The organism is Rhodococcus sp. BH4, assembly GCF_002079265.1.
GTDB lineage: Bacteria > Actinomycetota > Actinomycetes > Mycobacteriales > Mycobacteriaceae > Rhodococcus_F > Rhodococcus_F qingshengii.
Genome location: NZ_CP014941.1, coordinates 1,516,450 through 1,529,598, shown reverse-complemented (window position 1 = coordinate 1,529,598; position 13,149 = coordinate 1,516,450). Strand labels below are relative to the sequence as shown.

At 62.0% G+C, this 13,149-nt stretch carries 12 protein-coding genes; 5 read left to right on the top strand and 7 right to left on the bottom strand.

The features are described 5' to 3' along the window. Nucleotides 1-38: 38 nt before the first annotated feature. The 4 genes from A0W34_RS07130 to A0W34_RS33630 form a co-directional block, all read right to left on the bottom strand. Nucleotides 39-1,544: a GGDEF domain-containing protein gene (locus A0W34_RS07130; RefSeq protein WP_223304638.1), complete on the bottom strand. Its 1,506-nt coding sequence runs from the start codon at nucleotides 1,542-1,544 to the stop codon at nucleotides 39-41. A gap of 240 nt (nucleotides 1,545-1,784) precedes the next feature. Next, nucleotides 1,785-1,931 carry a hypothetical protein gene (locus A0W34_RS07125; RefSeq protein ID WP_007726811.1) on the bottom strand — a complete coding sequence of 49 codons (147 nt, stop codon included), beginning with the start codon at nucleotides 1,929-1,931 and terminating at the stop codon, nucleotides 1,785-1,787. A gap of 362 nt (nucleotides 1,932-2,293) precedes the next feature. Beyond that, a complete protein-coding gene (locus A0W34_RS33635) occupies nucleotides 2,294-2,416 on the bottom strand; it encodes a hypothetical protein (RefSeq protein ID WP_019749478.1) in 123 nt (40 codons plus the stop codon). 210 nt (nucleotides 2,417-2,626) lie between these two features. Then, complete coding sequence (locus tag A0W34_RS33630; protein ID WP_003944443.1) at nucleotides 2,627-2,749, bottom strand: hypothetical protein; 123 nt, start codon at nucleotides 2,747-2,749, stop codon at nucleotides 2,627-2,629. A 320-nt stretch (nucleotides 2,750-3,069) separates the two neighbouring features. Here A0W34_RS33630 and A0W34_RS07120 point away from each other — a divergent pair, with 320 nt between their 5' ends. The 3 genes from A0W34_RS07120 to A0W34_RS07110 all read left to right on the top strand — a co-directional run bounded on the left by A0W34_RS07120 (nucleotide 3,070) and on the right by A0W34_RS07110 (nucleotide 8,074). After that, nucleotides 3,070-4,803 (top strand): ABC transporter ATP-binding protein, encoded by a 1,734-nt coding sequence (locus tag A0W34_RS07120; RefSeq protein WP_007726810.1) that lies wholly within the window; start codon nucleotides 3,070-3,072, stop codon nucleotides 4,801-4,803. Continuing rightward, on the top strand, nucleotides 4,800-6,866 hold the full coding sequence (locus tag A0W34_RS07115) for an ABC transporter ATP-binding protein (protein ID WP_003944426.1): 2,067 nt from the start codon (nucleotides 4,800-4,802) through the stop codon (nucleotides 6,864-6,866). The genes A0W34_RS07120 and A0W34_RS07115 overlap by 4 nt, the downstream gene beginning before the upstream one ends. A gap of 107 nt (nucleotides 6,867-6,973) precedes the next feature. After that, entirely contained in the window at nucleotides 6,974-8,074 is a 1,101-nt protein-coding gene (locus A0W34_RS07110) for a CaiB/BaiF CoA transferase family protein (protein WP_042924245.1), read from the top strand. Between the two features lie 59 nt (nucleotides 8,075-8,133). Here the strand turns inward: A0W34_RS07110 and A0W34_RS07105 are convergent, their stop codons facing one another. Beyond that, nucleotides 8,134-9,237: a class I SAM-dependent methyltransferase gene (locus A0W34_RS07105; protein ID WP_081557529.1), complete on the bottom strand. Its 1,104-nt coding sequence runs from the start codon at nucleotides 9,235-9,237 to the stop codon at nucleotides 8,134-8,136. A gap of 47 nt (nucleotides 9,238-9,284) precedes the next feature. Then, complete coding sequence (gene yczR / locus A0W34_RS07100; RefSeq protein ID WP_019749471.1) at nucleotides 9,285-10,760, bottom strand: MocR-like transcription factor YczR; 1,476 nt, start codon at nucleotides 10,758-10,760, stop codon at nucleotides 9,285-9,287. Between the two features lie 61 nt (nucleotides 10,761-10,821). Here yczR and A0W34_RS07095 point away from each other — a divergent pair, with 61 nt between their 5' ends. Together A0W34_RS07095 and A0W34_RS07090 are read left to right on the top strand one after the other, a co-directional pair. Beyond that, nucleotides 10,822-11,052 (top strand): hypothetical protein, encoded by a 231-nt coding sequence (locus A0W34_RS07095; RefSeq protein ID WP_003944349.1) that lies wholly within the window; start codon nucleotides 10,822-10,824, stop codon nucleotides 11,050-11,052. A 45-nt stretch (nucleotides 11,053-11,097) separates the two neighbouring features. Then, nucleotides 11,098-11,568 carry a 5' nucleotidase, NT5C type gene (locus tag A0W34_RS07090; protein WP_073513520.1) on the top strand — a complete coding sequence of 157 codons (471 nt, stop codon included), beginning with the start codon at nucleotides 11,098-11,100 and terminating at the stop codon, nucleotides 11,566-11,568. 52 nt (nucleotides 11,569-11,620) lie between these two features. On the opposite strand, the gene A0W34_RS07085 is transcribed toward A0W34_RS07090, so the two are convergent. Next, nucleotides 11,621-12,910, bottom strand: a complete 1,290-nt coding sequence (locus A0W34_RS07085) for an adenylosuccinate synthase (RefSeq protein ID WP_003944351.1) — start codon at nucleotides 12,908-12,910, stop codon at nucleotides 11,621-11,623. Nucleotides 12,911-13,149 lie beyond the last annotated feature (239 nt).

The window sequence follows — 13,149 nt, the reverse complement described above, 5'->3', positions numbered from 1 at the left end:
GTGCGACTATATGCCAATCCCGATGCAGGTCAGCGCGGTTATCGGCCGTCCACCACACCTTCGCGGCCAAATCCTCGCCGGATCGTTCGGGGTAGCGCAGGTTTGCGATAGGTGTGGGTGGCAGTGTCCGGCTCGGAATTCCGTTGCGGCACGGTGTCGTTGCCGACGCGGTGCACTTTCACGAGGTTGCGCCCAGCACGCTTGGCGTCGTACAGAGCCTCGTCTGCGACGCTCATGAGGGTCGACAGCGCCGGCGTCGCATGATCGACCCACGCGACGCCGACGCTGACGGTGCTCGTCACATCTGATTCGGCCGAGTACTCGACTTGCGCGCCGCGGACCGCCTCGGCGACATCGATTGCTCGCGCGTAGCTGCAGTCCGGAAGCAGAACGGCGAACTCCTCGCCGCCGAGCCTTCCGATCAGATCGCCGTCCGACAATCGGTCAGCGGCCCGCTCGGCGAAGTTCGCGAGAACGCTGTCACCGGTCATATGTCCATGCGTGTCGTTGATGCTCTTGAAGTGGTCCAGGTCGAGCATCAGCAGGCCGACCGGAGATTGTGTGCGAGTCGCGTCGGCAAGTTCCGCTTCCGCGTGGCCGAGGAACGCACCGCGCGAGAGGACCCCGGTCAGATGGTCGAATTCGACGGCAAGGAAGAGCTCACGCTCGGCAGCACGGCGTTCCTCGGTCGCACAGGCAACCGCTATCGGCCCCAACGCGATCAGGGTGACCGCTATGGATGTGATGACGTCCTCGTTCCACGTCGAGGCGGCTTGATCTCCGATGTCGAGTCGACCGCTACCCGCCATCATGAGTGACCACACCGACCAGACCACTGAAACGAAGGCAGTGCTCGGAACCGAGATGCGAGTGGCACACCAGAGGAGAGCTGGAATCGGCAAGACCAGCGCAATCGGCCCTTCGATACTGAGGGCGATCGGCACGCAGGCTGCAGTGGCGAGTAGCGGAACGCTCAGAGCGGCGACAGTTCTGGCGGTCAGTTTCCTGCGGAACTCGGCAAGACTCGATGGGATGGTGAGAGTGAGAATGAGAGGAAGGACCAGCAGGTACGCCATGACCTCGGTGGCACCCCAGTGGAAAAACGTGTCGGCAAAGGACTGACCGCGTAAGAGCCGGTCCAAGGCGCCGGCCGTGGCCGCGGTACCAGTCGCCGCGACGAACGAAACAAAGACCATCCATACCAGCGACTGCGAATCGACCAATCGGAACGGTGTGCGCTTCAAGTAGTACAGAACGAGAACACCGAGCGTCACTCCGGCGAGGTTGGCCCCGTTCAGCTGCAGGGCAAGCGACAGCGAGTTGCCCGTAATCAGGTCAGCGCAGACGTATCCGACGGCCGCGGCGATCCACGTCCGCCATTCGATCAGGACCGGCCATCTGACCATCATTCCAAGCAGAATGGCGTTGGCGCACCAGAAAGTCGCGAGCAAACCTGGTGGGCGCGTGAGGATGCCGATCAACGATGCCGCAAGTACGACGGCCAGCACTAGGAGAAGGCGCAGAAAGCGACTCGTCCCTACCATGCGTCACCTCGCGGTCGGCTACCTCTGAATTCGGGAGCACCGGACGTCGCGGTGACCGTATGCCGATGTCGTCGAACCATCGTACGCAGGTGCTGCCACTCGCAGTTCTGTGTTCACATGCCAAAACGGCAGCTGCGACCATCTCCGCAAACGCGAGTGCCCTCCGGCCACGACAGTGGACAGAGGGCACCTGCATGCAATCCGATCGGCAGAGCCGAATGGACCTGCCGGAAGGGATGACTACTCGGCGGATCCGCTGGACAGACCCGAGAGTGAACCGGTGGACGAGCCCTCGCCCTTGCCGGACAGCGATTCGGTGGGAACGGACTTGAGGAAAGCTCCGAGCGCGGTGAGCAGGGGTCCGAGGGTGCTGAGTGATCCGAACATAGGAGGTTCTCCTGTATGTGAGGTGATGTGATGTTCCAGCGCCATTCCGGCCGCAGGCGGTGGCCGAGATGGTTCGGGAACTTCTGCCGCACGGATGGCTGAACCGCCCCCCGAACAACATCCCGAGCTGTGATGTAGCGCACTTACTTGGCGCTGCCTGCATTTATAGACCGGCTTTCCACACTTGTCTAGCTACCTAATAGCTATCAATGCGGACTTTCGGTCACACCCTTACGGATAATTGCAGTTCAAAGGGCAAATCCACCCTCTAGAATGTCCCATAATGTGATTTAGCTCACAGTGAAAAGCCGAAAAGTGTGACCCGCAGACAACTGCGAGCCACACTTTCGGACAAACTGGACTTACTTATCGGCCGCCGATCCCGTCCCAGGGGTGAGAGAGCCACCACCGAGTGCCGTGAACAGGTCCTTGAGCACCGGAATGAACGTCTTGACGACGCCGCTGAAGTCTTCGAATGAACCCATGTCGGGCCTCCTTTTGTCGGAATGCAGTTGAGATGAAGTGAGGACCGAGAACTACTCGGCGGCCGAACCGGCCGAACCCGAGCCGTCTGCCGATCCCGCGTTCAACTTGGTCACGAATGCAAGAACACTCTTGAGGAAGGCGTCGAGATTCTGAATCGAGGTCATGCGACCACTCCTGTGTTGTTTCGGAAGATTTCTCGCGGTCGAACGTCAGGAGTTCGAGCTCGCGGTGTCCAGCCCCTGAAGGGTTTTGAGCATGTTGACCAGGGGCAGAAGCTGGAGAATGCCCCAGCCCATACCGTTGGCCTTGAGGAGGTTTCCGAGGGATCCCATATGTGACTCCTTGCATGAATATCTATGACGCGGCGCACGTTTTGTTCGCTCCACGTCTTTGTAGCCAAGCTAAATACGTACGTCCAGTTTGTTTCTGTCCAAGCGAAAACGTGACACATTGGATTAATATGTAAACCTGCAGTTCAGGTGCTGTGACCTGAATCCAATCTCGAATTCGAGTGTGTTCGAGATCACAGTCAATTAGGACAAAAGGATGCAATCGTCAGAGTCGGTGCCAACCTCGACCGCGATCTGTCATACCGTGTGCGTGTGATCAATCGCGAACGAGCGGCAACCGAGGCAACTCACCGGGAACCGTCGTGCTAGCAAAACTCCTCAAGACGTACCTGCCGCCGTACCGCTGGTTGCTTGCCGGGGTCCTCGCACTGCAACTCTTCGGGGCCATCGCGTCGTTGGTCCTCCCCACACTCAACGCGCGGATCATCGACGACGGCGTCGCCCGAGGCGACACCGGATTCATCATGTCCACCGGCGGGATCATGCTCCTGGTCTCGCTTGCGTCGATCATCGCGTCGGTCGCATCGACCTATCTGGCTGCAAAATCGTCGATGGGCTTCGGCCACGACGTTCGAGGCGCCTTTTACAAGGCAGTCGGCAGTTTCTCGGATCGCGAATTCAACAGTTTCGGTGCGCCGACGCTGATCACACGCAACACCAACGACGTCCTGCAGATCCAGGCCCTGGTCATGCTGACGTCCTCGATGCTTGTCAGCGCCCCACTTATGTGCATCGGCGGCATCATCATGGCTCTGCGCGAGAACCTGCAGATGTCCTGGCTCCTGACGATTTCGGTACCACTGCTCGGCATCACCGTCTCGGTCGTGGTGGCCAAGCTGATCCCGCATTTCCGGACGATGCAGACGCGGATCGACAACATCAATCGATCACTGCGCGAACAGCTCACCGGTATGCGTGTCATTCGCGCCTTCGTTCGCGAACCCGACGAGACGATCCGCTTCGACAAGGCCAACAAGGAACTGACCGACACTTCGCTCCTCATCGGCCGGTACCAGGCGGTTCTGCTGCCCACCGTCATGTTGATCGCCAACCTGTCGAGCGTGGCGGTCCTGTGGTTCGGCGCGCATCTGGTCGACACCGGGGACATGCAGATCGGACAGATCAGCGCCTTCCTCGCCTACGTCATGCAGATCCTGATGTCGGTGGTCATGGCGACCATGTTGGCCGTCGTGATCCCCCGCGCCGCCGTGTGCGCCGACCGCATCACCGAAGTACTCGACACCGAGGCGACCGTGCCCGCGCCGGCCCAGCCCCTTCGCCCGACCAGCCCATACGGCGTGGTCGAGTTCGGTGGAGCCGGATTCACGTATCCGGGAGCAGAAACGCCGGTTCTGTCGAATGTTTCGATGCGATGCATGCCAGGCACGGTCACCGCGATCGTGGGCAGTACGGGCAGTGGCAAATCGACCCTCGTCTCACTCATCCCCCGGCTCTTCGACGTCACAGCCGGCGCCGTCCTGGTCGACGGCTTGGACGTCCGTGGCTGGGATCAGGACGAACTCTTCGCCAACTTCGGATACGTGCCCCAGAAGGCCTATCTGTTCGCCGGCACGATCGCGAGCAATATCCGCTACGGAAACCCGACCGCCACCGACGACGACATCTGGGCAGCCCTCACCATCGCCCAGGCAGACGACTTCGTCCGGGAGCTGTCCGACGGTCTCGAGTCACCGATCGCCCAGGGCGGCGGCAATCTCTCGGGCGGACAAAAACAACGTCTCGCCATCGCCAGAGCGGTGGTCCGCAGACCCCGGATCTTCGTCTTCGACGATTCGTTCTCCGCTCTCGACATGCATACGGACGCCGCGGTCCGACGCGAACTCCGGACGGTTTCGACTCATTCGACGGTCATCATCGTGGCTCAGCGCGTCGCATCCATCATCGATGCCGACCAGATCATGGTCCTCGAAGACGGTGCGCCGGTCGGCCTCGGCGACCATCAGTTCCTTCTGGCCAACTGTCCGACGTACCAAGAGATCGTGGCTTCCCAGATTCCCGCGGAGATGAGCGCATGACCAGCCCGCAGGACCCGACATGGGGCGGCCCCAACAGCCAGTACTTCGACGATGCCCCGACGGTGGTGTTCGCCAAGATCCCGAGCGAACCTGAATCCGCGGACGGGGATGCGAAGTCGAGTAACCCCGAGACCCCCGACAAAGAGCCGAAGCCCGCGCTGACCGCGACTGACACCAAACCTCGCCACTTCAAGGCGACGATGAAGCGGCTTCTCTCGCTTCTGCAGCCGCACAAGTTTGCGGTCTTCTGTGTCGTCGTTGCGACGATCGCCAGCATCGCGCTGTCGGTCGCAGTGCCGAAAATCCTCGGTCACGCGACAGACCTCATCTTCGCCGGGTTCATCGGCAAGAGCCTGCCCGCCGGACTGACCCGCGAGCAGGCCGCAGACGCCATCCGGGCATCAGGGAATTCGACGTTCGCCGATCTTGTCGCCAACTCGACCGACGTCGTTCCCGGTGTGGGTCTGAACTTCGACGCCATCGGCAAGGTCGTCATGCTCGCGATCGGCGTGTACTTGCTCTCGTCGCTGCTTGCCTGGTTGGAAGCATTCCTCCTCAACATCATCGTCCAGAAGACCATCTACAACCTGCGTGCCTCGGTGGAGGCGAAGCTTCACCGTCTCCCCCTTCCGTATTTCGACAAGACACCGCGCGGCGAGATCCTCAGCCGCGTCACCAACGACATCGACAACATCTCGTCGACGCTGTCGTCGACGTTGACCTCGCTCCTGACGTCGGTGCTCACCGTCCTCGGCGTCCTGACGATGATGTTCGTCATCTCTCCGATGCTCGCCCTGATCGCACTGATCGCGGTGCCGGTATCGGTGCTCCTCGTTGCCAGGGTCGCCAAGCGAGCACAGGTGTTGTACAAGGCTCAGTGGACCGAGACGGGCAAGATCAACGCGCAGATCGAGGAGAACTACAGCGGTCGCGACCTGGTACGCGTGTACGGGCATCAGGCCGAAGCCGAGCGTGAATTCGCCGAGCAGAACAAGAAGCTCCTCGACGCGTCCTTCGGCGCACAGTTCCTCTCCAGCCTGATCATGCCGGTCATGAACTTCGTCGGAAACATCACCTACGTGCTGCTCGCTGTGGTCGGCGCTCTCAAGGTCGCCAGCGGCAACATGTCACTCGGTGACGTTCAGGCCTTCATCGTCTATTCGCGCCAGTTCAGCCAGCCACTGACGCAGATCGCGTCCATGTCGACGAGCCTGCAGTCCGGAGCCGCGTCGGCGGAGCGGGTCTTCGAGCTTCTCGACGAACCCGAGCAGTCGCCCGACATCGACGTGCCGCTTCTCCCCGAGCCCGCCGGACGTCATCGCAACGTCGGTCACATCGAGTTCGAGAACGTCTCGTTCCGGTACGAGCCGGACAAGCCGTTGATCGAGAACGTGTACCTCACGGCCCGGCCCGGTCAGATGGTCGCCATCGTCGGGCCCACCGGTGCCGGCAAGACCACCTTGGTCAACCTGCTCATGCGCTTCTACGAAGTCGACTCCGGCCGAATCACTCTCGACGACGTCGACATCTCGCAGATGCGCCGCTCCGACTTGCGCAAGCACGTCGGCATGGTTCTGCAGGACACCTGGCTCTTCGGCGGCACGATCCGCGACAACATCGCATACGGCCGACTCGACGCCAGCGAATACGAGATTCACGAAGCCGCACGCGCTGCCTTCGTCGACCGCTTCATCCACACCCTCCCGGACGGGTACGACACCGTGCTGGACGAGGAGGCGTCGAACATCAGCTCCGGCGAGAAGCAGCTCATCACGATCGCTCGTGCATTCCTGTCGGAGCCGTCGCTGCTGATTCTCGACGAGGCGACGAGCTCGGTCGACACACGTACGGAACAGCTTGTGCAGCAAGCAATGTCCGCGTTGCGCGTCGGGCGGACCAGCTTCATCATCGCGCACCGGCTCTCCACCATCCGTAACGCCGATCTGATCGTCGTGATGGAGGCGGGCAAGATCGTCGAGCAGGGCACACACGACGAACTCATCGCAGCGGCGGGCGCGTACTTCCGTCTCTACAACGCTCAGTTCGAGGGTGCCGCCGTCTAGTGATCGGCGCCTCCCTCGGTGGACACAGTGCCCCGGAGCACACCTGATCGATTCGACACGTTACCGTCGGGTCAGAAGTGTTGTCACCGTCTGAATTGGGAGTGCGTGTGTCTGCAGAAGCTGTGGAGAAGAAGGGCCCGCTCGCGGGCATTCGGATCGTGGAATTCGCTGGATTGGGACCGGGCCCGCACGCCGCGACACTGTTGGCGGACATGGGCGCCGACATCGTCATCGTGCAGCGGGCAGGGCAGATTCCGCAGGACTCGAACGCAACCGACCAGATCAAGCGCGGCCGCCGCATCGTCGAGGCCAACCTGAAGGACCCGGCCGACGTCGCGAAAGTGCTCGATCTCCTGGGCCGCGCCGACGTCCTCATCGAGGGTTTCCGTCCCGGCGTCATGGAACGCATGGGACTCGGACCCGACGTGGTCTCGGAGCGCAATCCGCGCCTCGTCTACGCCCGTATGACGGGCTGGGGACAGGAAGGACCGCTCGCCAACGCCGCCGGTCACGACATCAATTACATCTCACTGACCGGTGTCCTCAACGCCATCGGACGCAAGGGTGAACGTCCCGTCCCGCCGCTCAACATGGTCGGCGATTTCGGCGGCGGTTCCATGTTCCTGATCTTCGGCATTCTGTCGGCTCTCGTCGAGCGCTCGACGTCCGGTAAGGGCCAGGTCGTCGACGCGGCAATGGTCGACGGAACCCTCGCGCTCTCCCACATGATGTGGGCATTCCGCGGTCGCGGCGTCTGGTCCGACGAGCGCGGCGTCAATCTCCTCGACACCGGCGCTCCGTTCTACGACACCTACGAGACCTCCGACGGCAAGTACATGGCCGTCGGATCCATCGAACCGCAGTTCTACGCATTGCTGCTCGAGGGCCTCGAACTCGATCCCGCGACGCTCCCTCACCAGATGGACACGTCCAAGTGGGACGACATGAAGAAGCTCTTCACCGAAAAGTTCCTGTCCAAGACTCGCGACGAGTGGGCCAAGATCTTCCTCGGCACCGACGCCTGCGTCTCCCCTGTCCTGACTTTCGCCGAGGCTCCGTCCAACGAACACATCGCGGCTCGCGGTTCGCTCATCGAACTGGACGGCGTCACCCAGCATGCTCCCGCACCGCGCTTCTCGCGCACGCCCACCACAACGCCTGCTGCGCCGGCGCGTGAGGCGACGGATATCGATACGGTCTGGACCTAGGGCCTTCGGCCCCGTGCGCCTTTTTGGTAGTTACTGCAACCAAAAAGGCGCACGGGGCGTCAGCCCAACCTGTAGAACCTGAACATCTCGTGCTCGATCGGCAGCACGTCCACCCGCTCGAAACCTGCCGCTTTGGCATAGCTTTCGAGTGTCGAGTGCCTCATCACCGTCCCGGTGGCAATGCTTCCCGGATGCGAAAGACTGTCCGGTAAGCAGCAGGTCATCGAAAATCCGTACAGCAATTGCTCGATCGGACCCGCCTCGGGATCGAACTCATCCGCCGTTCGTTCGTCCATCACGATCACCGGAGCGCCCGGCTGGGCAATCGCCCGAGCCGTGGACAGAAAGCCCACCGGATCCGGAACGTCGTGAAGGCACTCGAAAGCGAAGACGGCGTCGTAGGTCCCGGCATCGGCTCGCCCGGCCTCAGGAGCCTGTCCGGCGACGTCGACCAACGAGAAATGCACGCGGTCGTCCACCCCCCGATCATGAGCGTTACGACGGGCAGCGTTCACCGACGCCGCGTCGACGTCGAAGCCGTGCACTTCGATCTTCGGGTATCCGAGGGCGAGCGCGATCGACGACCAGCCCTCCCCCATCCCGAGATCAGCGACCTGCCCGCCGTCCGAAAGTGTGGCGTGCAGGTCGGTGACTACCGGCAGAAACTGCTGACAGAGCTGATGGAGATACATCGGCCGATTCAGTAGCGCCTGACCCTCGCGAGCATCGGGGCCCATCGATTCCCACGTGACTCCCCCACCGTGACGATAAGCGTCGAGTAGACGTGGCATCGACGACGTCGTCGCGACGAACAGCCTCGCCAGCGGCGCCAGGAAAAGCAGGTTCTCGTCGTCGACCAGAACATCGGCGTGGGCCTGCGGCAGGCTGTACCGGCGATCGGCATCCGAATTGACGTCCACATAACCGGCGACGGCCTGCTGCTCGAGCCACTCCCGCGCATATCTTTCGACGGTCCCTGTCCGGTCCGCCAGCTCCGTCGACGTGAGCGGGCCGTGATCGCTCAGCGCGCGGTACCAGCCCAACCGGTCGCCCAGATACACGGACTGCAGCTCCGATGCCCCGAGCGTGGCCGCGAACAATCGTTCTGCGAGCGCTTCCGCCGCACTGGTTCCCGCTGCGCCTGTACCGTCTACCGCCGTCATGCCCTACCTCCTGGTTTCACACCACTTTCAGGGTGTGTACCCAGTTCTCAGACGACGACCATTCGTTGGTCTGCCGTGTCGCGATCCGTCGCGAGAGTGTCGTACGCAGCGGCGATGGACGCAACGCCGCGAATGAGGTCCTCGGGAGAACGTGCGTACGGCACGCGGATGAATCGTTCGAACGCACCTTCTACGCCGAAACGGGGGCCGGCGGCAAGGAGTACGCCGAAGTTGGGTGCCACCGCCGCCAACGCCGTCGAGACGGGCGCGGACATTCGCATCCAGACCGACATTCCGCCGGAACCGATGGTGGGACGCCAGTCCGGCAGATGCTCGGCCACCGCACCGAGGAGTACCGCACGCTGTTCTCGCAGAACTTCGCGACGCTGTTCGAGCAACGAGCGGTCGTCGGCGAGCAAGTAGGCGGCTGCCAACTGATCCATGACGGGAGTACCGAGGTCGACCGCGGCACGCGCCCCCACCAACTGGGTGATGAGCGCGGCATCGGCGCGAATCCAACCGACACGTAGCCCGCCCCACAGCGACTTCGCGGTCGAACCGAGCGTCACCACTTCGGTTTTCGCTGCGCCTCGCCCATGTGAGGCGACCGGCGCCGGCGGTGGTGCGTCGAGCCACAGATCCACCATCGTCTCGTCGACGACCAGAGTCATTCGCGTTTCGTGCGCAATCTTCGCAAGCTCGGCGCGGCCGGAAGAGTCCATGCAGAGGCCGGTCGGGTTGTGAAAGTCGGGGATCAGGTATGCCATTCTGGCAGCGGTTTGCCTTGCTGCACTACGAATCCCGTCGAGATCCCAGGCTCCGGCTGCTGCGAACTCCGGTCGGACCGGAACCGGTACGGGCCGAGCGCCGTTTCGCCGAATCGCTTCCAGCGCATTGGGGTACGTCGGATGATCGACCAGCACTCGCTCGCCGGGTGAGGTGAGCACCGACAGCAACAATCGAAGCGCGTGCTGCGCACCCGAGGTCACCATGATCTGTTCGGCGGTGGTGGGAAGACCCCGCGCCGTGTAGCGCTGCGCGATCACGTCACGCAAGTCGGCGATCCCGACCGGTTCCATCCCGTGCGTGGGCAGGAAGTTCGGAAGTTCCTGCAGCGCAGACGCATACGCCAGTTCGACCTGAGCGGCGGGAGCTGCCATCGCCGCGTAACTGAGGTCGACGACGGGTCCACTCGGCCCGGGTTGATGGGAGCGGAACATCAACCCGTTCGGCCGCGCGCCGGCAGGCAATGCCACGGTGCTTCGCGAACCCTGCCTGCTGATCAGGTACCCCTCGTCTCGCAGCACCGAGTACGACGACGTGATCGTGGTTCGACTGAGTTCGAGTACCGCCGCAAGTTCACGCTCACTCGGCAGTGCGACTCCCAGCGGAACGCGACCGTCGTGCACGAGCAGGCGGATACCGTCGGCAAGCGCACGGTACGCGGGCCTGCGTCCGGACTCTTCCTGCCAGGACCCCAGATCGCGCGCAAGCGAACGGGCACCGAGAACTCGAGTCATCATGCAGTCCAGTATCGACAACTTGGCTATGTAACTCAATACCAGTCGAGTTGATCATATGTCCATGACTACCTTCGCAACCCTGATTGGCATCGGACTCTTCGTGGCACTCGTCTACTTCTTCGCGCCCGCTGAAGGTGAAGGTACATACATTCGGTTGGAGCAGTTTCGCCTGGCAGCACCCCTCGGCGGCATCTTCCACGACAAGACTTCAGACCGCGAGAACGACGCTGTCAGACCCCCGTGCGATTGTGATCAGGGGGAAGAATTCACTGATCTCAGTCCAGTTGCGTAAAACTGGACTCTTTTCGCACTCAGAAAGTCTCCAGAGAGGGTTTCTATGCCGGCTTCCAAAAAAATTCTCTATATCGATCTCGACAACACATTGGTCAACTTCCAGTCGGGCATCGATCGCCTGACCGACAGCGTCCGAGAGAAGTACAAGAACGACCTCGACGAAGCGCCGCACATCTTCTCTCGCATGGATCCTCTCGACGGCGCTATCGACGCCTACCACCAACTGGCACAGCAGTTCGACACCTACATCCTCTCGACAGCGCCGTGGAAGAACGCCACAGCCTGGCACGACAAGGTTCTGTGGGTACAAGAGCATCTCGGAATGGAGGAAGGCAGCGTCGCGTACAAACGTCTGATCCTCTCGCACCACAAACACCTCAATCGGGGCGACTACCTCGTCGACGACCGCGGAGCAAACGGAGCAGATCGATTCGAGGGCGAGTGGATCAAGTTCGGCAGCACCAAGTTTCCCGACTGGATGACCGTCACCGCGCACTTGTCGAAGCTGGCTTGAAACACGAAATCCCCGCTCATGCTTGCATGAGCGGGGATTTCGAGGGAACGAACTAGCGGACGATCTCGCGCCGGACGATCGTCTCGTCGCGGCCGGGGCCGACACCGATGCAGGAGATGAACGCACCCGAAAGCTCTTCGAGCCTAAGCACGTAGTTCTGCGCATTCTGCGGCAGTTCCTCGAAGGTGCGAGCCTCCGAGATGTCTTCCCACCAGCCGGGCATCTCTTCGTAGATGGGCTTGGCGTGGTGAATGTCGCTCTGTGACATCGGCATTTCGTCGTGGCGGACACCGTCCACCTCGTACGCGACACAGATCGGCACGGTGTCGAGGCTGCTCAGCACGTCCAGCTTGGTGAGGAAGTAGTCGGTGATGCCGTTGACGCGCGTCGCGTAACGCGCGATGACAGCGTCGAACCATCCCGTACGACGAGCGCGTCCGGTGGTGACACCGACCTCGCCGCCCTGCTTCGCCAGGTATGCGCCATGATCGTCGAACAGCTCCGTCGGGAACGGACCGGAACCGACACGCGTCGTGTACGCCTTCAGGATGCCGAGCACTGTGGTGATCTTGGTGGGACCGATTCCCGAACCGACCGCCGCACCACCCGAAGTGGGGTTGGACGAGGTCACGTACGGGTACGTGCCGTGGTCGACGTCCAGCAGAGTGCCCTGCGAACCTTCGAGCAGAACGGTCTCGCCGCGCTCGAGGGCGAGGTTGAGTTCCAGGCGCGTGTCCGAGATGCGGTGCTTGAAACCCTCGGCCTGCGTCAGTACTTCTTCGACGACCTGCTGCGGGTCGAGTGCCTTGCGGTTGTAGATCTTGACCAGCACCTGGTTCTTGAATTCGAGTGCTGCTTCGACCTTCTGGGTCAGGATCTTCTCGTCAAGGACGTCCGCGGCACGAACACCGACACGGGCGATCTTGTCCTGGTAGCACGGGCCGATACCGCGGCCGGTCGTGCCGATCTTCTTCGCTCCCAGGAAGCGTTCGGTGACCTTGTCGATGGCCACGTGGTACGGCATGATCAGGTGCGCATCAGCAGAAAGCAGCAGGCGGGACGTGTCCACGCCGCGCTCTTCCAGGCCTGCCAATTCGGTCAACAACACACCCGGGTCGACGACGACACCGTTACCGATGACGTTGTTGACGGCGGGGGTGAGGATTCCGGACGGGATGAGGTGCAGTGCGAACTTGTCACCGTTCGGCAGAACCACGGTGTGTCCGGCGTTGTTACCGCCCTGGTATCGCACGACCCACTGAAGCTGCTCGCCCAGTAGATCTGTAGCTTTGCCCTTACCTTCGTCGCCCCACTGGGCGCCGATCAGGACGATTGCCGGCATGACGTTGTCTCCTACGGTCGACGTGCAGCAGTTGTCCCGCCGCATTGGTACTGCCTGGCTTCCGCGCACATGATGCAGCGCCGAACTGTTGCAGTGACCGAAGGAGCAGTCTAGCCCAGAGCACCAGACCAGACCTGACGGTCCAGAATTTGGCCGGTGACCATCACGATTGCGAGTCGACACAGACACTCGCACTAAGATCGTCGGCAGTGATTCGGACGGCCATTTCGGGGAAGGGT

Coding starts and splice junctions, on each gene's coding strand:
- A0W34_RS07105 (WP_081557529.1), bottom strand. CDS start 9,237: ATGACGGCGGTAGACGGTACAGGCGCAGCGGGAACCAGTGCGGCGGAA.
- A0W34_RS07130 (WP_223304638.1), bottom strand. CDS start 1,544: ATGGTAGGGACGAGTCGCTTTCTGCGCCTTCTCCTAGTGCTGGCCGTC.
- yczR (WP_019749471.1), bottom strand. CDS start 10,760: ATGATGACTCGAGTTCTCGGTGCCCGTTCGCTTGCGCGCGATCTGGGG.
- A0W34_RS33630 (WP_003944443.1), bottom strand. CDS start 2,749: ATGGGATCCCTCGGAAACCTCCTCAAGGCCAACGGTATGGGCTGGGGC.
- A0W34_RS07090 (WP_073513520.1), top strand. CDS start 11,098: ATGCCGGCTTCCAAAAAAATTCTCTATATCGATCTCGACAACACATTG.
- A0W34_RS07115 (WP_003944426.1), top strand. CDS start 4,800: ATGACCAGCCCGCAGGACCCGACATGGGGCGGCCCCAACAGCCAGTAC.
- A0W34_RS07095 (WP_003944349.1), top strand. CDS start 10,822: ATGACTACCTTCGCAACCCTGATTGGCATCGGACTCTTCGTGGCACTC.
- A0W34_RS07125 (WP_007726811.1), bottom strand. CDS start 1,931: ATGTTCGGATCACTCAGCACCCTCGGACCCCTGCTCACCGCGCTCGGA.
- A0W34_RS07085 (WP_003944351.1), bottom strand. CDS start 12,910: ATGCCGGCAATCGTCCTGATCGGCGCCCAGTGGGGCGACGAAGGTAAG.
- A0W34_RS33635 (WP_019749478.1), bottom strand. CDS start 2,416: ATGGGTTCATTCGAAGACTTCAGCGGCGTCGTCAAGACGTTCATTCCG.